21 protein-coding genes are annotated in these 19,112 nt (G+C 56.1%); 3 read left to right on the forward strand and 18 right to left on the reverse strand.

What is annotated here, in order from left to right:
- Positions 1–9: 9 nt before the first annotated feature.
- Positions 10–261, reverse strand: coding sequence for a helix-turn-helix transcriptional regulator (locus tag SK50_RS17810; RefSeq protein WP_045343822.1), 252 nt, complete (start codon positions 259–261; stop codon positions 10–12).
- 122 nt (positions 262–383) lie between these two features.
- Here SK50_RS17810 and SK50_RS17815 point away from each other — a divergent pair, with 122 nt between their 5' ends.
- Entirely contained in the window at positions 384–644 is a 261-nt protein-coding gene (locus SK50_RS17815) for a helix-turn-helix domain-containing protein (RefSeq protein WP_048229765.1), read from the forward strand.
- Between the two features lie 84 nt (positions 645–728).
- The gene (locus tag SK50_RS17820) at positions 729–1,229 is read left to right on the forward strand and encodes a GNAT family N-acetyltransferase (RefSeq protein WP_048229766.1); all 501 of its coding nucleotides are present in this window, start codon (positions 729–731) and stop codon (positions 1,227–1,229) included.
- A 140-nt stretch (positions 1,230–1,369) separates the two neighbouring features.
- Here the strand turns inward: SK50_RS17820 and hisP are convergent, their stop codons facing one another.
- The 15 genes from hisP to pdxB form a co-directional block, all read right to left on the reverse strand.
- Positions 1,370–2,143 carry a histidine ABC transporter ATP-binding protein HisP gene (hisP, locus tag SK50_RS17825; RefSeq protein WP_003861426.1) on the reverse strand — a complete coding sequence of 258 codons (774 nt, stop codon included), beginning with the start codon at positions 2,141–2,143 and terminating at the stop codon, positions 1,370–1,372.
- Between the two features lie 9 nt (positions 2,144–2,152).
- A complete protein-coding gene (locus tag SK50_RS17830) occupies positions 2,153–2,866 on the reverse strand; it encodes an ABC transporter permease (RefSeq protein ID WP_003861424.1) in 714 nt (237 codons plus the stop codon).
- Positions 2,863–3,549 carry a histidine ABC transporter permease HisQ gene (locus SK50_RS17835; protein WP_015572256.1) on the reverse strand — a complete coding sequence of 229 codons (687 nt, stop codon included), beginning with the start codon at positions 3,547–3,549 and terminating at the stop codon, positions 2,863–2,865. The genes SK50_RS17830 and SK50_RS17835 overlap by 4 nt, the downstream gene beginning before the upstream one ends.
- 88 nt (positions 3,550–3,637) lie before the next feature.
- Positions 3,638–4,420 carry a histidine ABC transporter substrate-binding protein HisJ gene (gene hisJ / locus SK50_RS17840; protein WP_048229768.1) on the reverse strand — a complete coding sequence of 261 codons (783 nt, stop codon included), beginning with the start codon at positions 4,418–4,420 and terminating at the stop codon, positions 3,638–3,640.
- A gap of 226 nt (positions 4,421–4,646) precedes the next feature.
- Positions 4,647–5,429, reverse strand: coding sequence for a lysine/arginine/ornithine ABC transporter substrate-binding protein ArgT (gene argT, locus SK50_RS17845; protein WP_015572255.1), 783 nt, complete (start codon positions 5,427–5,429; stop codon positions 4,647–4,649).
- 290 nt (positions 5,430–5,719) lie between these two features.
- Positions 5,720–6,289, reverse strand: coding sequence for a UbiX family flavin prenyltransferase (locus SK50_RS17850; protein ID WP_015572254.1), 570 nt, complete (start codon positions 6,287–6,289; stop codon positions 5,720–5,722).
- An 89-nt stretch (positions 6,290–6,378) separates the two neighbouring features.
- Complete coding sequence (purF, locus tag SK50_RS17855; RefSeq protein WP_006811407.1) at positions 6,379–7,896, reverse strand: amidophosphoribosyltransferase; 1,518 nt, start codon at positions 7,894–7,896, stop codon at positions 6,379–6,381.
- Positions 7,897–7,929: 33 nt separating this feature from the next.
- Positions 7,930–8,418, reverse strand: a complete 489-nt coding sequence (gene cvpA / locus SK50_RS17860) for a colicin V production protein (protein WP_000262116.1) — start codon at positions 8,416–8,418, stop codon at positions 7,930–7,932.
- 220 nt (positions 8,419–8,638) lie between these two features.
- The gene (gene dedD / locus SK50_RS17865; RefSeq protein ID WP_017383444.1) at positions 8,639–9,334 is read right to left on the reverse strand and encodes a cell division protein DedD; all 696 of its coding nucleotides are present in this window, start codon (positions 9,332–9,334) and stop codon (positions 8,639–8,641) included.
- A complete protein-coding gene (gene folC, locus SK50_RS17870) occupies positions 9,324–10,592 on the reverse strand; it encodes a bifunctional tetrahydrofolate synthase/dihydrofolate synthase (protein WP_045343830.1) in 1,269 nt (422 codons plus the stop codon). The genes dedD and folC overlap by 11 nt, the downstream gene beginning before the upstream one ends.
- A gap of 70 nt (positions 10,593–10,662) precedes the next feature.
- The gene (accD, locus tag SK50_RS17875) at positions 10,663–11,568 is read right to left on the reverse strand and encodes an acetyl-CoA carboxylase, carboxyltransferase subunit beta (RefSeq protein ID WP_014884667.1); all 906 of its coding nucleotides are present in this window, start codon (positions 11,566–11,568) and stop codon (positions 10,663–10,665) included.
- 154 nt (positions 11,569–11,722) lie between these two features.
- Positions 11,723–12,382 (reverse strand): DedA family protein, encoded by a 660-nt coding sequence (locus SK50_RS17880; RefSeq protein WP_003861406.1) that lies wholly within the window; start codon positions 12,380–12,382, stop codon positions 11,723–11,725.
- Positions 12,383–12,410: 28 nt separating this feature from the next.
- Positions 12,411–13,223, reverse strand: coding sequence for a tRNA pseudouridine(38-40) synthase TruA (truA, locus tag SK50_RS17885; RefSeq protein WP_023295093.1), 813 nt, complete (start codon positions 13,221–13,223; stop codon positions 12,411–12,413).
- On the reverse strand, positions 13,223–14,236 hold the full coding sequence (locus SK50_RS17890; RefSeq protein ID WP_023304157.1) for an aspartate-semialdehyde dehydrogenase: 1,014 nt from the start codon (positions 14,234–14,236) through the stop codon (positions 13,223–13,225). The genes truA and SK50_RS17890 overlap by 1 nt, the downstream gene beginning before the upstream one ends.
- 66 nt (positions 14,237–14,302) lie before the next feature.
- A complete protein-coding gene (gene pdxB / locus SK50_RS17895) occupies positions 14,303–15,439 on the reverse strand; it encodes a 4-phosphoerythronate dehydrogenase PdxB (protein WP_017692991.1) in 1,137 nt (378 codons plus the stop codon).
- Positions 15,440–15,550: 111 nt separating this feature from the next.
- On the opposite strand from pdxB, the gene flk reads away from it, so the two are divergent.
- Positions 15,551–16,555: a flagella biosynthesis regulator Flk gene (flk, locus tag SK50_RS17900; RefSeq protein WP_045343832.1), complete on the forward strand. Its 1,005-nt coding sequence runs from the start codon at positions 15,551–15,553 to the stop codon at positions 16,553–16,555.
- A gap of 86 nt (positions 16,556–16,641) precedes the next feature.
- On the opposite strand, the gene SK50_RS17905 is transcribed toward flk, so the two are convergent.
- Positions 16,642–17,820: an MFS transporter gene (locus tag SK50_RS17905; protein WP_045343834.1), complete on the reverse strand. Its 1,179-nt coding sequence runs from the start codon at positions 17,818–17,820 to the stop codon at positions 16,642–16,644.
- A gap of 67 nt (positions 17,821–17,887) precedes the next feature.
- The gene (gene fabB / locus SK50_RS17910) at positions 17,888–19,105 is read right to left on the reverse strand and encodes a beta-ketoacyl-ACP synthase I (RefSeq protein ID WP_017383449.1); all 1,218 of its coding nucleotides are present in this window, start codon (positions 19,103–19,105) and stop codon (positions 17,888–17,890) included.
- Between the last annotated feature and the right edge of the window lie 7 nt (positions 19,106–19,112).

The raw sequence follows: 19,112 nt of genomic DNA on the forward strand, positions 1-19,112 counted from the left end.
GCCAACTATTTACGAGTTGGCTTTTTTATAATTTTCAATATATTCAGCCAAGTCATCCTCAACCGTATAAAAATAACAAGCCGGGATATTCAGCACATCCGCCAACTTGCATGCCAGTGCAAAGTCAGGCGTGTGGATCCCCTTCTCATACTGGTTCATACGTGCGCTAGCCGTCGCTTCATCAATCCCCGCAAGGATCCCAAGTTTTTGCTGCGATAGTCCGGCTTTCAGTCGCGCCGCTTTAAGTCGATGGGGAAGCATGATGACTCTTCAAAATCTGGAAATAGAGTCATGATTCTGGTATCCCGTTATTGAAATTGTACTAAGTATTACTTAGTATTTGTATCTGCAATTTTAACAAAATCATATATAAAGGAAAATGTATGAATAGAAATCAGGACATGCACCCAGCAGATATCATCGCCATGCTCCACAAGCGTAAGCTGTCACTTGCAGCTCTTTCACGCCAGGCGGGTTTAAGTTCTTCTACGCTTGCAAACGCGCTCTCCAGGCCGTGGCCCAAGGGGGAAAAGATCATCGCGTATGCTCTTGAAAGAGATGCGGCATCGATCTGGCCCAGTCGCTATTACGATCAATATGGCAACTATGTCGATCGTTCGAAGCTCATGAGAACCAAACGCTAGTCCCTCATCACAAAAATCCATTCTGTTTGCCAGTTCCATTCCGGTGTTAAGGTAATAAGCCTGATCCATCGGAATGGCGTAACTATGGCAACCATCACTACAACCCGGCTTCACCTCACCCCTTTCGAACCTTCTGACTGGGCGTTCTTCCGCTCTCTGCGTGAAGACCCCGCCATCATGCGCAATATGGCCGCTATCACGCCGGAAAAAGAGACGCGCCGCGTATTTGCCGCGCGCCTGATGGCGGAGCATGTCTTTGTGATCCGTCTGCATAACGACGTTACGCCGCTCGGGGATATCGGCCTGCAAATCAGTGCGGCGAACCGTGAAGAGGCGGATATTGGCTACACGGTTGTGCCTGCCGCGCAGGGAAAAGGCATTGCCAGCGAGGCGCTGCACGCGGTGTGCGAGTATGCATTTAACCAGACGGGCGTGAAGGCGATAAACGCGTACGTGCTGGCAGATAACGTTGGGTCGGTGCGGGTCCTTGAGAAAGCGGGTTTTGTGCGCACGCAGGTGCTGGAGAAGGCGTACGAGATTAACGGCGTACGGTATGACGACTGGGTGTATCGGCTGGAGTGTTGAATGCCGGGCGGCACTGCGTTTGCCCGGCCTACGGGTTTTGTAGGCCCGGTAAGCGAAGCGCCACCGGGCAATTGGGCGGCTCTGCGGCCTGATGCCCTCACCCCGGCCCTCTCCCACAGGGAGAGGGAGAAAGGCCAAACCTACTTCAACGAGCCTTTCAGGAACTGCTGCAACCGCGGGCTTTGCGGGTTCGCCAGCACCTCATCCGGATGACCCTGCTCTTCAATTTTCCCCTGATGCAGGAAGATAACGTGGTTAGAAACGTTACGGGCGAAGCCCATCTCGTGCGTCACCACCACCATCGTTTTGCCCTCTTCCGCCAGCTTTTGCATGATGCGCAGCACTTCGCCAACGAGTTCAGGATCCAGCGCGGAAGTCGGTTCGTCAAACAGCAACACTTCCGGCTCCATCGCCAGCGCACGGGCGATGGAAACACGCTGCTGCTGCCCCCCTGACAGGTGCACCGGATATTTGATCTGCTGCCGCTCGTCGATACCCACTTTCGCCAGGTATTTGACCGCACGCTCGCGGGCTTCCTGCTTGCTTAAGCCGAGCACCTGAACCGGCGCTTCCATCACGTTCTCCAGCACCGTCATGTGGCTCCAGAGGTTGAAGTGCTGGAACACCATCGTCAGGCGTGTACGCAGCAGGCGCAGCTGGTTTTTATCCGCCACTTTAAGCTGGCCGTCTTTATCACGGACCATATTAATGTTCTGTCCGCTCACCACAATCGATCCTTCGCTCGGCTTTTCGAGGAAGTTGATGCAGCGCAGGAAGGTACTTTTACCCGAACCTGATGAGCCGATAATACTGATCACGTCGCCCGCGTTAGCCTCCAGCGACACCCCTTTCAGCACTTCATGTTCGCCGTAGCGCTTGTGCAAATCAATTACGTTTAATTTGTTCTCAGCCATCATAAATTCTCAGTGCGTCGACGGTTTTATATGCTGCAACCAGCGTTTTTCAGCCTTACGAAACAGACTGATCAGGACGTAAGAAATGATCAAATAGAGCACTGCCGCAATGCCAAACGCCGTAAACGGCTGGTAGGTGGCAGAGTTAATATCGCGGGCAATCTTTAACAGATCCGGTACCGTGGCGGTAAACGCCAGTGCCGTCGAATGCAGCATTAAAATCACTTCGTTGCTGTAGGCCGGCAGCGCAATACGCAGCGCCGAAGGCAGAATAATACAGCGGTAGAGCTTCACGGACGAGAAGCCGTACGCGCGCGCCGCCTCGATCTCACCGTGCGGCACAGAACGGATGGCCCCGGCGAAGATCTCGGTGGTATAGGCGCAGGTATTGAGGGTCAGCGCCAGCACCGTACAGTTCAGACCGCTGCGGAAGAACGCGTTCAGCATCTCGGTGCCTTTCACGATCTCCAGCGTGTACATCCCGGAATAGAACACCAGCAGTTGCACGTACAGCGGAGTACCGCGAAACACGTAGGTGAATAGCCAGATAGGGAACTGGATAAATTTATTGTTCGACACGCGGCCAATGGCAAGAAACACCGCCAGAATGCCGCCCATTACCACCGAGGAGATCAGCAGCCACAGCGTGATGGCCACGCCAGTAAAGCGGTAGCCATCCGTCCACAGCAGGGATTTCCAGTACTCCTGAATAATCTCAATCACAGGTCAGCCCTCTTCACACCCACGGAGTAGCGACGTTCGAGCAGAAGCAGCACACCATTGGAGACGGTCGTAAAGACCAGATAAATTACGCCGCAGACCACCGCAAAATAGAACGGTTCCCAGGTGCTTTTACCCGCCAGCTGCGTGGCCTTCACCACATCTTCCAGACCCAGCAGGGAGACCAGCGCCGTAGCCTTGAGAATAACCTGCCAGTTGTTACCGATGCCCGGCAGCGCGTAGCGCATCATGGCCGGGAACATGATCCGGCGAAACGTTTGTGAGGAGGTAAAACCGTAGGCGGTCGCCGCTTCAATATGCCCTTTCGGCACGGCCATGTAAGCGCCGCGGAAAGTCTCAGTGAAATAGGCACCGTAGATAAAACCAAGGGTAATAATACCGGCCACCATCGGGTCGATATCGATCTGCTCCATGCCGATGGCATCCGTCACGCCGTTAAGTGCGATTTGCAGGCCGTAAAAGATCAGCAGCATCAGCACCAGGTCAGGCACGCCGCGAATCAGCGTGGTATAGCCTTCAAATATCAGCGCCAGCGGTCTGTTGGCGGATAATTTTGCCCCCGCGCCCGCCAGGCCTATCAGCACCGCCAGCACCACGGAGCTGATAGCCAGCTCAAGGGTGACAAGCGCGCCCTGTAAAATAACGCCAGAAAATCCGTACAGCATACCGCGTGCCCTGCCGTCTCGTGAGTGGTGGAACCGTGTCTTTTCCCCTCCCGCAACGGGAGGGGCCGCACGTTATCAGACGGGGCGATTAGCCGCCGTAAACGTTAAAATCGAAGTACTTTTTAGCCAGCTTGTCATAGGTGCCGTCCGCGCGCATCTCGGCGAACGCTTTGTTCAGGGCTTCACGCAGTTCGTTGTCTTCTTTACGCAGGCCCATACCGGTACCGACGCCAAAGAGTTTTTCGTCCTTAATGGACGGACCGCCGAACTTGTAATCTTTACCCACAGGCTGTTTCAGGAAGCCTTCGCTTGCCGCCACTTCATCCTGGAATGCCGCGTCAATACGGCCTGCCGTGAGGTCTGCGTAGATGTTTTCCTGGCCCTGGTAAGAGACAATTTCAATCCCCTTTGGCGCCCAGTGCTCGTTGCCGTAGGTTTCCTGCGTCGTACCCTGCAACACGCCCACGCGTTTGCCTTTCAGAGATTCAAGGGTTGGCTGAATGTCAGAGGATTTCGCCACCACCAGACGTGAGTCCGCCGCATAGAGTTTGTCCGTGAAGGCAATCTCCTGCTGACGTTTTTCTGTGATGGACAGGGAGGACATGATCACGTCAATTTTCTTCGCTTTCAGGGACGGGATCAGCGCATCCAGCGGGTTTTCAACGTAGGTACATTGCACTTTAATGCGTTTGCACAGCTCGTTAGCCAGATCAATGTCAAAACCGACCAGTTCCCCCTTCGCATTCTTCGATTCGAAAGGCGCATAGGTTGGGTCAGTTCCAATACGAATTTTCTGCGGAATTGCTGCGAATGCCGCGGTGGCGCTGGAAAAAGCCAGTACCAGAGAAAATGACAACACCAGTTTTTTCATATCTGTCCTCAACAAACTGTCTTAATACGAGATTTTTACGACGACGGGGTGTTGTTAATGTGCCATTAATCCCCTCATTCAGGCAAAGATTAATGCCTTTGAACGGGAATTTTTGCATTTTAAATGCTTAACTATGCACACAGCGATCCAGTATGGTGCATGTGTTGCACCATACTGGAACATAACCCCGTTAAGATGCACCACTTCAGTGCATCTTATTCAGGCATTAATCACCGTAGACGTTGAAATCGAAGTATTTCTTCGCCAGTTTGTCGTAGGTACCGTCTTTACGCAGCTCATTAAACGCTTTGTCGAAGGCGGCTTTCAGCTCGGTATCATCCTTACGCAGGCCAATACCGGTACCGTCGCCAAAGTATTTTTTGTCTTTTACCGACGGGCCGGCAAAGGCGTACTCTTTACCCGCAGGCTGTTTCAGGAAGCCTTCGCTCGCGGCGACTTCATCCTGAAACGCGGCATCCAGACGGCCTGCCGCCAGGTCAGAGTAGATTAGATCCTGGTTCTGGTAAGCCACAACATCGACGCCCTTCTCGCGCCAGTTAGCATTGGCGTAACCTTCCTGGGTCGAGCCCTGAAGCACGCCAACATGTTTGCCTTTCAGCGAGTCGATGGTCGGCTGGATTGGCGAGCCTTTCGCGGCAATCAGACGTGAGTCGGCAGCGTAGAGCTTCTCAGAGAAGGCGATCTCCTGCTGACGTTTTTCCGTGATGGAGAGAGAAGAGATAATGGCATCAATTTTCTTGGCTTTCAGCGACGGGATCAGCGCGTCAAAGTCACTGCCCACCCATGTGCATTTCACTTCCATGCGTTTGCACATCTCATTTCCCAGATCGATATCAAACCCCACGAAGTCGCCTTTCGCATCCTTGGAGGAGAATGGCGCGTAGGTTGCGTCTGTACCGATACGAACTGTCTGTGGAAGCGCTGCATAGCTACTTGCTGCTGCACTCAAGCCCACGAGCAAAGACAGAGCCAGAACCGTCTTCTTCATACATTTACCCTCAAGAACCGTGATTTTATTATGGTTTATGTTGTGTGTTGTGTTGCAGGCTGTTCTTGCAGGTCTTATGCCACATTGTCGTCGGGTTAAAATTTCGACGTTAAATATGTTAATAAAACGTTGCGATACTGCCTTAATGGTGAAAGATAGCAGGTCTGCCGAACGAACCGGAAAGAGAAAAAGGGAAAAAGCGAATTAAATGTCGAGGATATGATCGCGGTTGCAGTTTTGCCCTGAAACAGGGCAAATTGTCTTTTCATGCACCTTGTTTGTGCACAGCTTCACGCCCCCTGCCAGCGGGTAAAGAGATCTTCCGGCAGGTCGATATCGAACTGATCCAGTACGCGGTTAACGGTCTGGTTGATGACATCGTCCAGCGTTTGCGGACGATGATAGAACGCGGGGACCGGCGGCATAATCACGGCCCCCAGTTCGGCTGCCTGCGTCATTAAACGCAGATGTCCCAGGTGCAGCGGCGTTTCCCGCACGCAAAGCACCAGAGGACGACGCTCTTTCAGCACCACATCCGCTGCACGCGTCACCAGCGTGTCGGTATAGCTGTTTACAATGCCGGAAAGAGTTTTAATCGAACAGGGCAAAATAACCATGCCGGCCGTTTTAAACGAGCCCGAAGAGATGCTGGCGGCGATATCGCGGGCATCGTGGACAACGTCAGCCAGGGCCTGAACGTCGCGCAGTGAGAGATCGGTTTCAAGAGAGAGGGTCTGACGCGCCGCCTGGCTCATCACCAGATGGGTTTCTACGCCTGCAACGTCACGCAGCACCTGTAAAAGCCGGACGCCATAAATCGCGCCGCTGGCACCGCTGATCCCTACAATGAGTCGTTTCATGATTTTCGCCCTTGCTGATTTCAGGGCAGACTGTGCAGGATTTTACGGGGAGTTGCAAGTGAGGGCGAGCGCCCTCACCTGCATACGCATCAACCTTCGTTGTGCATCTCTAAGCTTTCGAGATCGTTTTGCAGCTGGACGGCTTTCGCATCGTCGTTACGCAGCGAATCCAGATAGTCGAGATACTGCTGGTCAACGTCTTTCGTTACGTAGATCCCATTGAATACCGAGCATTCGAACTGCTGAATATCCGGGTTCTCGGCGCGCACCGCGTCGATCAGATCGTTCAGATCCTGGAAAATCAGGCCGTCGGCACCGATGATCTGCCGAATTTCGTCTACTTCACGACCGTGAGCAATCAGCTCGTTAGCGGTTGGCATATCAATGCCATACACGTTCGGGAAGCGAATTTCCGGCGCTGCGGAGGCGAGATACACTTTCTTCGCCCCGGCCTCACGCGCCATCTCGATGATCTGCTCAGACGTCGTGCCGCGCACAATGGAGTCGTCCACCAGCAGCACGTTCTTGTCGCGGAACTCGGCACGGTTAGCGTTCAGCTTACGACGTACGGACTTACGACGCAGCTGCTGGCCCGGCATGATAAAAGTGCGGCCCACGTAGCGGTTTTTTACGAAGCCCTGACGGTACGGCTTGTCCAGAATACGGGCAATTTCCAGCGCGATATCACAGGAGGTTTCAGGGATTGGGATCACGACATCAATGTCGAGATCGTCCCACTCGCGGGCAATCTTCTCGCCCAGCTTCGTCCCCATGTTGACGCGCGCGCTGTAAACGGAAATCTTGTCGATGAACGAGTCCGGACGCGCGAAGTAAACGTATTCGAACAGGCACGGGTTGCTCACCGGGTTGTCGGCGCACTGACGGGTAAACAGCTGGCCCTTCTCAGTGATGTAGACCGCTTCGCCTGGCGCGACATCACGCAGGAATTCGAAGCCCAGAGTGTCCAGCGCCACGCTTTCGGAGGCAACCATGTACTCGGAACGGCCATCGCCGAGGTCACGTTTGCCGAGCACCAGCGGGCGAATGCCATTTGGATCGCGGAAGGCCACCATGCCGTGACCGATGATCATCGCCACGCAAGCATACGCGCCACGGATCAGGCGGTTAGTCGCGGCAACGGCGGCAAAAATGTTGTCTGCTTCCAGCGGATAATGGCGGAAGTTATCCAGTTCGCTGGCAAAGATATTGAGCAGGATTTCAGAATCAGAGGTGGTGTTAATGTGGCGACGTTTCTCTTCGAACAGCTTTTTACGCAGCTCGTGGGCATTGGTCAGATTGCCATTGTGGGCAAGCGTGATGCCATACGGGGAGTTAACGTAAAAAGGCTGAGCCTCAGAGGCGCTGGAACTGCCAGCAGTAGGATAACGAACGTGACCGATCCCCATATTACCTTGCAGACGCTGCATATGGCGGGCTTCAAACACATCGTTTACCAGGCCATTCGCCTTGCGTAAACGGAAGCAGTTGTTTGCATCAATGGTGATGATACCCGCAGCATCCTGCCCACGGTGCTGAAGCACCGTTAACGCGTCATAAATCGACTGGTTTACCGGCATGAAACCGGCGATACCGACAATACCGCACATTCGTCTTTTCCTCGTTAAGCCACATCTCAGGGTTTATGCCCTGGGCAAGAAACTCGACGAGCTTTGCAGATAGTCAAAGAACCATCTGATGATGAAGCTGAACTCCGGAATGAGCTGCGATTTTTGCCAGTCTTCACTTTTGGAGAACCCGGTAAAGGTATCCAGGAAGAACAGGATCGCGGCCACAATGAGCACGCCTCGCAACGCGCCGAAACAGATGCCGAGTACCCTGTCCGTTCCTGACAGACCGGTTTTCTCGACCAGCTGACCTATCACGTAATTGACGATAGCGCCGACAATCAGCGTCGCGATAAACAGCACCGCGATGGCGATTCCGTTTCGGACCAGTTCATCTTCAAAGCCCGTGAACCAGACAGACAGGTAAGTGTAGTAATGACTGGCAACAAAGAAAGCACAACCCCAGGTTACCAGCGATAACGCTTCACGAACAAAGCCACGGATCAGGCTAACCAGACAGGAAAAACCAATCACCGCAATGATGGCGTAATCAATCCAGACCATATGTGTCCCACGATTAAACGCCCTGTCATCCAGTTCGGGGCGAATTCTAACAGAAAAAGAAAACGTTTGCGTAGGGATTTCCTTCCCACGCGTAAATAAAAAAGGCGCTGAAAAAATGCTCAACGCCACCGCACCGTTGACGTTTCTGTGAACGTCTGCCTCCCCCTCACCCCGGCCCTCTCCCTCAAGGGAGAGGGTTAGGGTGAGGGGGTAATTTCTATCAGTTTGCGCTGTAGTTCATCACCACACCGCTCAGGCCGGAGATTTGCTTCAGCTCGCCAAGCGAACCTTTGAGCTTATCTTTAGACGCATCCGGCCCGACGAGGATACGGGTAATTTTACCCTGTACCGGCGTGGTGGGTGAAGTATAAACACGGTATCCCGCGCCGCGCAGTTTACTCACGATCTCATTGACCTTATCTGCATTTTTCAACGCACCGAGCTGAACGACATAGGCTTTACCCGTAGGGGCGGCCTCCTGCTGGGTCTGTTTGGCCGGTGGCGGCGTTTCCGTTGCCGCAGCCAGCTGCTCGTCGGCTTTGTCACGCTGCGGTTTAGGCTGCGTTTTCTCTACCGGCTTCGGTTTTTCAACCGGTTTGGGTTGCTCTACCGGTACAGGATCGATTTCAACGTTGTTATTCGCGGCCAGACGCGACGGATCAAGAGACGGCGCGGCTGCATCACCTGCGCGCACCTCTTCCGCTGCACCTTCTGGCGGCTGGGCAGGCAGCGCCTGCGTTGCCGCTGGCAGCATATCGGGCTCGTCGCGATCGCCCGGTTTGGGTACCAGCGGAATGGCCGCAAATTCATCCTGGTAATGCTTTTTTTGCCCGTCGAGCAGTCCCGGGAGAATAATCACCCCGAGCGCGACCAGCACAATGGTTCCTGTTAAACGGTTCTGAAACTTACTCGCCACCGGTTCTCCCCGCGTCCATCACTTCCATGACATGTGCCACCGTGTGGAATGACCCACACACCAGCACGGTATCTTCTGGTTTAGCCTCCGCCATCGCGGCACGCCAGGCCGAAACCACACTGTTGTAGATTTCGCCTTTGCCGAGATGTTCCATCAACTGCTCAGCAGTCGCGCCGCGCGGCCCTTCCAGAGGAGCACAATACCAGCTATCGACCACACTCTCCATGCAGGCCAGCGTGCCGCCGATATCTTTATCATGAAGCATACCGATAACCGCCAGCACGCGCCCGGTTTTTGGTAACGATTTGAGACGTCCTGCGAGGTACGCCGCCGCATGCGGGTTATGTGCAACATCCAGAATCAGACGCGGTGACTCACTTACAATCTGAAAACGTCCCGGCAGCAGTGCGTTCTGAATGCCGTCGCGGATCGCCTGCTCACTTACCGCTAATCCGCTGGCGCGCAGGGCTGCCAGCGCAGTCGCCGCGTTAGGCTGTGGCACCTGCGGAAGGGGCAGACTCTCCAGCACGCCCTGCGCATCGCTGAAGCGCCAGCCTTTGTCCTGCACCTCATACTGCCAGTCCACGCCGCGACGCAGCAGACGAGCGCCCTTCTCTTTCGCTACCTCAGCAATGGTATGCGGCATGTCCGGTTCGCCTACCACGGCAGGCTTATTGGCCCGGAAAATACCGGCCTTCTCACGGCCAATGCTCTCGCGGTCCGGGCCCAGCCAGTCGGTGTGATCCAGCGCGATGCTGGTGACGACGGCGACATCCGCATCCACCATATTGGTGGCATCCAGACGCCCGCCCAACCCCACTTCCAGGATCACCACGTCCAGCTGCGCCTGCTTAAACAGCCACAGCGCCGACAGGGTGCCGTATTCGAAATAGGTTAATGAGGTTTCGCCGCGCGCCGCTTCGATAGCGGCAAACGACGCCGTATGGGCGGATTCCGCCAGCTCGGTGTTTTGCACGCGCACGCGCTCGGTATAGCGCACCAGATGCGGCGAGCTGTAAACGCCAACCTTGTACCCCGCCGCCATCAGGACAGATTCCAGCGTGCGGCAGGTGGTGCCTTTACCGTTAGTGCCGGCCACGGTAAATACGAAAGGCGCGGGTTTCAACACGTCAAGACGCGCGGCAACCTGGCTTACGCGCTCAAGGCCCATGTCGATAGTTTTACTGTGCAGGTTTTCCAGATAAGAAAGCCACGCGGCCAGGGGCGACGTGGCTTGAGGAATGCTTTTATTTTCCATGATGCCCGGTTGTCATTAACGGTTTAGAAAGCAAAAGGGCAGCGCCATTCGGCCCTGCCCTTTTCAGTTATCAGGCCTCGGGTTCCTGATCCGGTACCACCACGCCTTCGCGCGGCTCGTCCGGGTTCGGCGCCGGCAGATTCATCAGCTTCGCCAGGACGCTTGCCAGTTTCAGGCGCATTTCCGGACGGCGGACGATCATGTCGATGGCGCCCTTCTCAATGAGGAACTCACTGCGCTGGAAGCCCGGCGGCAGTTTCTCACGTACGGTCTGCTCGATAACGCGAGGACCCGCAAAGCCGATCAGCGCTTTTGGCTCAGCGATGTTCAGGTCGCCCAGCATCGCGAAGCTTGCAGAAACGCCGCCCATGGTTGGATCGGTCAGTACCGAGATGTACGGCAGACCGCGCTCCTGCATTTTCGCCAGCGCCGCAGAGGTTTTCGCCATCTGCATCAGGGACATCAGCGCTTCCTGCATACGTGCGCCACCGGAGGCGGAGAAGCAGATCAGCGGGCAGTTGTCTTCCAGCGCCTGCTCAACGGCACGCACGAAGCGCGCGCCAACCACAGAGCCCATTGAGCCGCCCATAAAGGAGAACTCAAACGCGGCGGCAACCACCGGCATCTCGTGCAGGGTGCCTTTCATGACGATCAGCGCGTCTTTCTCGCCGGTCTCTTTCTGCGCAGAGGCCAGACGATCTTTGTATTTTTTGGAGTCGCGGAACTTAAGCACATCTTTTGGCTCCAGTTCGCTGCCCAGTTCTACCAGAGAACCTTCGTCCAGCAGGCTATGCAGGCGGTTGCGCGCCGACATACGCATATGGTGGTCACACTTCGGACACACCTCAAGATTGCGTTCCAGCTCTGCGCGATACAGAACCTGGCCGCAGCTATCACACTTCGTCCATACCCCTTCAGGAATGCTCGCTTTACGCGTTGGGGTAATGTTGCTTTTAATTCGTTCAATCCAGCTCATTGATAACCTTTCTGCCTGAACCTGGTCGTATGCCAGTTTTGCTGTAAGAGGCGAATAATGCCATTTTTGCCTCCAACAGACCATGAATGTTGCACATTAAAACATAACAGCCCGAAACTTTGGATAAAAAAGTGGTCGAACCGCCAGCATGCATTTACTTCGCTTGCTTTGCCGCCGCGCGTTTGTGACGGATAATTTCGATGACGCCAGGCAGTACGGAAAGCACAATAATCGCTACAATCAGTAACTTAAGGTTTTCCTGAACCACCGGCAGATCGCCAAACAGGTAGCCTGCATAGGTGAACAGCAGCACCCACAGCAGCGCGCCCACCACGTTGTACATGGCAAAATGACGATAGGACATGTGACCCATTCCCGCCACAAACGGTGCAAATGTACGCACAATAGGCACAAAACGGGCAAGGATAATGGTCTTACCGCCATGGCGCTCATAGAACGCATGGGTTTTATCTAAATAACTGCGGCGGAAAATCTTCGAGTCCGGATTACTGAACAACCGCTCGCCAAACACCCGCCCGATGGTGTAGTTGACCGCATCACCAACAATCGCGGCGATGATCATCAGGACCACCATCAGATGGACATTCAGGTCATTCGTTGGCAGTGCGGATAACGCGCCCGCCACGAACAGCAGTGAATCTCCCGGCAGGAACGGCGTAACCACAAGGCCGGTTTCACAGAACAGAATGAGGAACAGAATGGCGTACACCCAGACGCCGTACTGCGCGACCAGCTCCGCCAGGTGAACATCAATATGCAGGATGAAATCAATCAGAAAACGTATTACGTCCATATTGTCTAAGCCCTAATTGCACCTTTGTTTAGTCCGCTAAAAACAGCGGGCCCATTGGCGGTTTTGGCAGGTCGAACCGGTCCGGATAATCCACCGAAACCAGATACAGCCCTTCCGCTTTCGCCGTTGCTGCCGCAAGCGTTCTGTCCTTCGCTGCCAGCAGTTCTGCAATCCAGCTCTCCGGCTGGTGTCCGGCGCCCACTTCCATCAGGCTGCCTACAATATTCCGCACCATATGATGTACAAAGGCATTGGCTTTGATATCCACCACCACATACGCGCCATAACGACTGACGTTAATGTGCATGACGTTACGCCACGGCGTACGGGACTGACACTGCACCGCACGAAACGACGTAAAATCATTCTCACCAATCAGACACTGCGCCGCACGCTGCATACATTCTGCATCCAGCGGTTCATAAAAATGCGTCACGCCCTGGCTTAACACCGCCGGGCGCAGGCGCTGGTTATAGATGACATAACGGTAGCGCCGCGCCGTCGCGCTGAAACGCGCGTGAAAATCATCCGGCACAGCTTTCACCCAACGCACGGCAATGTCACCAGGCAAATTCGCATTTACACCCAGCGTCCAGGCCGCGGCTTTGCGCACGGCGGTGGTGTCAAAATGCACCACCTGCCCCGTGCCGTGAACGCCGGCATCGGTGCGGCCCGCACAGAAGACGCTTATCGGTTCGTTCGCCACCTGAGAGAGCGCTTTCTCCAGCTTCTCCTGGACGCTGCGCACCTCATTCTGCCGCTGCCAGCCATAGTATTTACTGCCATCGTATTCAATGCCGAGGGCAATTCTGTGGACCGGCTTTTGTTCCACATCTGACATCAGTACAGATACTCCTGCACCAGTTTTTCCGCGATTTTGACCGCCATCAGCGCGCCGCCAAAACGCACGTTGTCGGCAACGGACCAGAACTGCACCTGCTCCGGCATACCGTAATCGTTACGCACGCAGCCCACAGAGAGATGCGCGCTGCCGGTGGCGTCGCCCACCTGCGTCGGGAATTCGCTCTCTTCGGACAGGACAATGTCCTCACCGCGGCCAAACGCGTCGCGGGCTTCTTCAGCCGCCAGCGGACGCAGGGCTTCAAACCCGACCATCTGCGCGTGGCCGTAAAAGACCGGAGACTGCACGACATTCGCGGAGATCATCAGCCCGTCATCCTGCAAAATTTTGCGTGCTTCATCGACGATACGACGCTCTTCCCGCACCGAACCTTCACGATCCGGCAGCAGCGGCAGCATGTTGAACGCCAGCTGGCGGCCAAAGAAATCATCTTCGTCGATCGGGATACCGTTCAACAGCTTCGCGCTCTGCCCTGCCAGTGCGTCTACGGCTTTTTTACCGTTAGCGGAGGCTGAAAGCAGGCTGGTCACGGAAATACGCGACAGGCCACCGTCGTCGATCAGCGGCTTCAGCGCGGTCAGCAGCTGGCTGGTGAGGCTGTTCGGTACTGCAATGATGTTGCGGTTGCGGTAGTCAGCCAGCACAAACGGGTTGACGTCCGGCACCACCAGCGGCACATCCGGCTCCAGGGAGAACAGGCCGCTCAGGTCGATCACCAGACAGCCTGAACTGGTCGCTTCTTCAATGTAAGACGCCGTGGCTTCCGCACCTGCGGCAAAAAACGCCAGCTGAGCCTGCGTCCAGTCAAACGCGGCGGCATCCTGCACCATCACGGATTTGCCGCCGAAACGCAGATGTTCTCCTGCGCTGTCGGTACGCGCCAGTGCGTAAATCTCACCCACCGGGAACTGACGCTCAGCAAGGGTTTCAAGCAGGGCTTCGCCCACGGCGCCAGTGGCACCCAAAATGGCAATGTTCCAGCCTTCAGACATGGTGGTTTACTCCAGAAATAAAAAGCGTCCCTGCCGGAATATCCGACAGGGAGCATTAAGAAGACATTAACGTGCCGGGTGGTGAACGGCGTTAAATCCCAGTTTATGCAGCAGCCCCGCCGCTGACGCGTCATCGCACATGACATACAGGGAAGACCACTCGCGGCGCTCAAGGTAATTTTTGCGCAGCTTGTCAAACTCACCCGGAATACCCGCCACTTTACGCAGCAGCGCGTCATCGCGGCGCACATCATACACCAAATGCACCAGTCTTTTCAGCGTTGCCTCATCCAGCGGGCCATGAAGGGTAATGCGGCCGAATTCCGGGGCGGGCAGCAGCGTATCCAGCGCCACCTGCTGCGGATGGCCGATAAAGGCGCTGTAAGCCTCAAACACCTGGGTTGTGCCACGCGCTTTGCCTTCAAGGGTATAACCCGCGATATGCGCGGTACCCACGTCCACCTTATTCAGCAAGGCGACGTTGAGATCCGGCTCTGGTTCCCAGACGTCCAGCACGACGCTAAGCTCTTGTCCTTCGTCGAGACATGCCAGCAGCGCCGCGTTATCCACCACCGGTCCCCGGCAGGCATTTATCAGAATAGTGCCAGCCTTCAGACGGCGGATCAGTTTTTCGTCGGCCAGGTGCAGAGTCTTGTACGGCCCCTCTTTAAAGAGCGGTGTATGGAAGGTGATGACGTCGCACTCGTCGACCAGCTCATCCAGCGTGCGGAAGTCGCCTTCATCGCCATTATCCTTACGCGGCGGATCGCACAGCAGGGTGCGGATACCCCAGGCTTCCAGACGCTTTTGCAGACGTCCGCCCACGTTGCCCACACCCACAATCCCGACGGTGCGGTCTTTCAGCGCAAAACCATCGCGCTCGGCCAGCATCAATAGCGAGGAGAAAACATATTCCACGACGGCAATGGCGTTACAGCCTGGCGCCGCGGAAAAACCAATCCCCGCCTGCTTAAGCCACTGGTCATCCACATGATCGGTCCCGGCCGTTGCCGTCCCGACAAATTTAACCCCTTTGCCGGTGAGCAGTGCCTCATTTACTTTGGTCACCGAGCGCACCATCAGGGCGTCTGCATCGTCCAGTTCGCTGACCGGAATCGGGCGACCAGGGACAGCCTTAACCTCACCCAGGCGGCTGAACAGCTCACGGGCGTAAGGCATATTTTCATCAACGAGGATTTTCACGTCTGAGTACCTGTTTGAGAGGAAGTAAACCTGCCAAGTGTGCCATAATCTCGCCGCCGGGCATATATCTCCGCCCGGTTACGCAGAGTTTGACTTTAAGGATTTTTGACGATGCAGCCCATTTCAGGTACGCCTCCGCGCCCTCCGGGTGAAGGCCCCGTAACGCCCAACACGCCAGGCGAACAACCGCTCTCCACGCAGCAACGCACCGCACTGGAGCGTCTGATCACGCGTCTTATTGCGTTAACCTCACAGCAAAACGCAGAGGTATGGGCCGGCGTTAAGCACGATTTGGGCGTAAGAAACGATGCGCCGCTACAGTCGCGCCATTTCCCTGCCGCCGAACAAAACCTGAACCAGCGTCTTACCAGCGCACAGCAGCAACATACTACCCGCCAGATTATCTCGCAGCTGACCGAGCTATTGGGCCAGGGGAATAATCGCCAGGCGGTGAGTGATTTTATCCGTCAACAGTACGGTCATACCGCCCTGAGCCAGCTTTCGCAAGAACAGCTGAAAACCGTGTTGACCCTGCTACAAAGCAATCAGCTTTCTATCCCGCAGCCGCAACAGCGCCCGTCTACAGAGCGGCCATTGCAGCCTGCGGAGCATAATACGCTCAAGCAGATGGTCACTAAGCTGGCTGCCGCTACCGGCGAACCCACAAAGCTTATCTGGCAATCCATGCTGGAACTTTCCGGTGTGAAAGCGGGCGAGATGATCCCGGCAAAACAGTTTACCCATCTGGTCACCTGGCTCCAGGCGCGTCAGACGCTCAGCACCCAGAGCGCCCCGACCCTGCACAGCGTACAGGCGGCGCTGAAACAACCGCTGGAACCGCACGAGTTCGATATGATTCGGGATTACGCTCAGCAGAGCTGGCAGGCTACGCCGCAAACGGTGCTGACCACCGCGCAGGTGCAGGATGTGCTCAATCAGATCTTCATTCGCCGCGCCGAGCGGGAAGGCGGCGTGCCGGAGGTAAGAAACATTCAGCCGATCTACAGCCCGCTGTTTGCCCCCGTAGTTGATACGTTCAAAACGCTTTCTGCCCGTCCGGGATTGATGTTTATCGCGTTGGTGATTGCGCTGGCGATTTTCTGGCTGGTTGCGTGAGGATTTGCCCGGTGGCGCTTCGCTTACCGGGCCTACAACGGCTCGAACAGTAGGCCCGGTAAGGCGTAGCCGCCACCGGGCAAAAACTACGACCTGCGAAACGCCACCAGCGTCACCACAATTCCCACCACCGCTGACACCGCACCGGCCAGGAAGACGGAAGGATAGCCAAACGACGTTGCAAGCAGCCCCGCCAGCGGCCCGGTGACCCCGTATGAGATATCCTGAAACGCCGCATAGCCGCCCAGCGCCGTGCCGCGCACCTGCGGAGCGACGCGCTTCACCACTTCAACGCCCAGCGCCGGGAAGATCAGCGAGCAGCCGCAGCCGGTTAACGCCGCACCCAGCAGCGCAACGGATGCGGACGGCGCCTGCCAGAGCAGTACCAGCCCCACGGTCTCAATGACAAGTGACGCCACGGCCACCTTCACGCCGCCAAAGCGATCCGGCATCCAGCCAAACAGCACGCGCATCAATACAAACGCGCCGCCAAAGGCCGTCAGCGTAAAGCCCGCCATCGCCCAGCCGCGGCTCATGAAATAGAGGGAGACAAAGGTACCAATAACCGCGAAGCCCACCCCCTGAAGCGCCAGCCCGAGGCCCGGCTGCCAGATTTGCCCCACCACGCTCCACAGCGAAGGACGCTCGCCTTTATGGGCGGGCACCTTACGCACCGAACCGTTACACGCCCACGCCAGCAGCGGCAATACCATGGTGGTGCCTGCCAGCGCCGCAAAACCAAACTGGCTGTGGATCAGCAGCCCCAGCGGTGCGCCTGCCGCCAGCGCGCCGTAAATCGCCATTCCGTTCCAGGACATCACTTTTCCGGAACGCGCAGGCCCCACCAGCCCCATTCCCCAGGTAAGGGTGCCGGTCAGCAGCTGGCTTTCGCCAAAGCCGAGGATCAGGCGCCCTGCCACCAGCAGCGCGAATTTATACGCTGCATCTATTGGCAACAGCGCCGCCAGCAGCCAGGCTCCCCCCGCCAGCCCGCAGGCAAACATGCCCTGCAACGCCGAGCGTTTTGCGCCGTGCTGATCCGCCAGGCGACCGGCGTAGCCCCGGGTTAATACCGTCGCTAAAAACTGAATGCCCACCGCAATACCGACCATGGTGTTGCCATAGCCCAGCTCCTGGTGAACGAACAAGGGGATCACCGGCAGCGGCAGGCCAACGGTCATATAGGTCAGAAACACCGCAAAGGCGATGCGGAAAAGGGAAAGGTTCCCGGAAGGAGCGCTCTTCTCAGGGGTAACAGCCTTCATGCATAACTCCGTGTTCAGGCATAAAAAAGGGAGCCGCGCGGCTCCCTTCTACTATACCTTCAAACGCTTACGCTTTCAGCTTACGCATCACCAGCGTGGCGTTGGTGCCGCCGAAACCGAAGCTGTTGGACATAACGGTCGTCAGCTCACGTTCGGTGGTTTCGGTCACGATGTTCAGGCCAGCCGCCTGCTCGTCCATCTCTTCGATGTTGATGCTTGGCGCGATAAAGCCGTTTTCCAGCATCAGCAGAGAGTAGATCGCTTCCTGCACGCCCGCCGCTCCCAGAGAGTGACCGGTCATGGCTTTGGTTGCAGAGATAGCCGGGCTATTGTCGCCGAACACTTCACGGATCGCACCCAGCTCTTTCACGTCGCCTACCGGCGTTGAGGTGCCGTGGGAGTTCAGGTAGTCGATTGGAGTATCAACACCGTGCATCGCCATCTTCATGCAGCGCACCGCGCCTTCACCAGATGGAGCAACCATGTCAGCGCCGTCAGACGTTGCGCCGTAGCCCACGATCTCAGCATAGATGTGCGCGCCACGCGCCAGCGCGTGTTCCAGCTCTTCAACCACAACCATACCGCCGCCGCCAGCGATAACAAAACCGTCGCGGTGTGCGTCATAAGTACGGGACGCTTTGTCTGGCGTTTCGTTGTATTTGGTGGACAGTGCGCCCATCGCGTCGAACTCACAGGCCATTTCCCAGCCCAGCTCTTCGCCGCCGCCAGCAAATACGATGTCCTGTTTGCCCAGCTGGATCTGCTCAACCGCATTACCGATACAGTGTGCGGAGGTCGCACATGCGGAGCTGATGGAGTAGTTCACACCGTGGATTTTGAACGGCGTTGCCAGGCACGCGGAAACCGCTGAACCCATGGCTTTGGTCACAACATATGGACCGACCGCTTTCAGGCCGCGCGGGCTGCGCATGGCGTCAGCACCGAACACCTGAGCTTTAGAGGAACCGCCGGAGCCTGCAATCAGGCCCACGCGTGGGTTGTTCTGGTAAGCGTCTTCGCTCAGACCAGAATCCTTGATCGCTTCCTGCATGGAAAGATAGGCGTAGATAGAGGCATCGTTCATGAAACGAACCACTTTACGGTCAATTAAACCGGTGGTGTCCAGTTTAACGTTACCCCATACGTGGCTACGCATTCCAGAATCTTTAAACTCTTCAGAGAAAGTGATCCCGGAGCGTCCTTCACGCAGAGATGCCAGGACTTCCTGCTGGTTATTACCGATGCTGGAAACGATGCCCAGGCCAGTAATCACTGCACGTTTCATTCAATAC

It is taken from the genome of Enterobacter sp. BWH64 (genome assembly GCF_001037645.1).
Taxonomy (GTDB): Bacteria; Pseudomonadota; Gammaproteobacteria; order Enterobacterales; family Enterobacteriaceae; genus Enterobacter; species Enterobacter hormaechei_C.

What these genes read in the sequence shown, in the direction of transcription:
- SK50_RS17905 (WP_045343834.1), bottom strand. Translation starts at nt 17,820, where the DNA reads ATGAAGGCTGTTACCCCTGAGAAGAGCGCTCCTTCCGGGAACCTTTCC.
- folC (WP_045343830.1), bottom strand. Translation starts at nt 10,592, where the DNA reads ATGGAAAATAAAAGCATTCCTCAAGCCACGTCGCCCCTGGCCGCGTGG.
- SK50_RS17880 (WP_003861406.1), bottom strand. Translation starts at nt 12,382, where the DNA reads ATGGACGTAATACGTTTTCTGATTGATTTCATCCTGCATATTGATGTT.
- SK50_RS17820 (WP_048229766.1), top strand. Translation starts at nt 729, where the DNA reads ATGGCAACCATCACTACAACCCGGCTTCACCTCACCCCTTTCGAACCT.
- SK50_RS17890 (WP_023304157.1), bottom strand. Translation starts at nt 14,236, where the DNA reads ATGTCTGAAGGCTGGAACATTGCCATTTTGGGTGCCACTGGCGCCGTG.
- flk (WP_045343832.1), top strand. Translation starts at nt 15,551, where the DNA reads ATGCAGCCCATTTCAGGTACGCCTCCGCGCCCTCCGGGTGAAGGCCCC.
- SK50_RS17850 (WP_015572254.1), bottom strand. Translation starts at nt 6,289, where the DNA reads ATGAAACGACTCATTGTAGGGATCAGCGGTGCCAGCGGCGCGATTTAT.
- truA (WP_023295093.1), bottom strand. Translation starts at nt 13,223, where the DNA reads ATGTCAGATGTGGAACAAAAGCCGGTCCACAGAATTGCCCTCGGCATT.
- SK50_RS17815 (WP_048229765.1), top strand. Translation starts at nt 384, where the DNA reads ATGAATAGAAATCAGGACATGCACCCAGCAGATATCATCGCCATGCTC.
- hisJ (WP_048229768.1), bottom strand. Translation starts at nt 4,420, where the DNA reads ATGAAAAAACTGGTGTTGTCATTTTCTCTGGTACTGGCTTTTTCCAGC.
- hisP (WP_003861426.1), bottom strand. Translation starts at nt 2,143, where the DNA reads ATGGCTGAGAACAAATTAAACGTAATTGATTTGCACAAGCGCTACGGC.
- argT (WP_015572255.1), bottom strand. Translation starts at nt 5,429, where the DNA reads ATGAAGAAGACGGTTCTGGCTCTGTCTTTGCTCGTGGGCTTGAGTGCA.
- accD (WP_014884667.1), bottom strand. Translation starts at nt 11,568, where the DNA reads ATGAGCTGGATTGAACGAATTAAAAGCAACATTACCCCAACGCGTAAA.
- SK50_RS17810 (WP_045343822.1), bottom strand. Translation starts at nt 261, where the DNA reads ATGCTTCCCCATCGACTTAAAGCGGCGCGACTGAAAGCCGGACTATCG.
- cvpA (WP_000262116.1), bottom strand. Translation starts at nt 8,418, where the DNA reads ATGGTCTGGATTGATTACGCCATCATTGCGGTGATTGGTTTTTCCTGT.
- purF (WP_006811407.1), bottom strand. Translation starts at nt 7,896, where the DNA reads ATGTGCGGTATTGTCGGTATCGCCGGTTTCATGCCGGTAAACCAGTCG.
- fabB (WP_017383449.1), bottom strand. Translation starts at nt 19,105, where the DNA reads ATGAAACGTGCAGTGATTACTGGCCTGGGCATCGTTTCCAGCATCGGT.
- SK50_RS17835 (WP_015572256.1), bottom strand. Translation starts at nt 3,549, where the DNA reads ATGCTGTACGGATTTTCTGGCGTTATTTTACAGGGCGCGCTTGTCACC.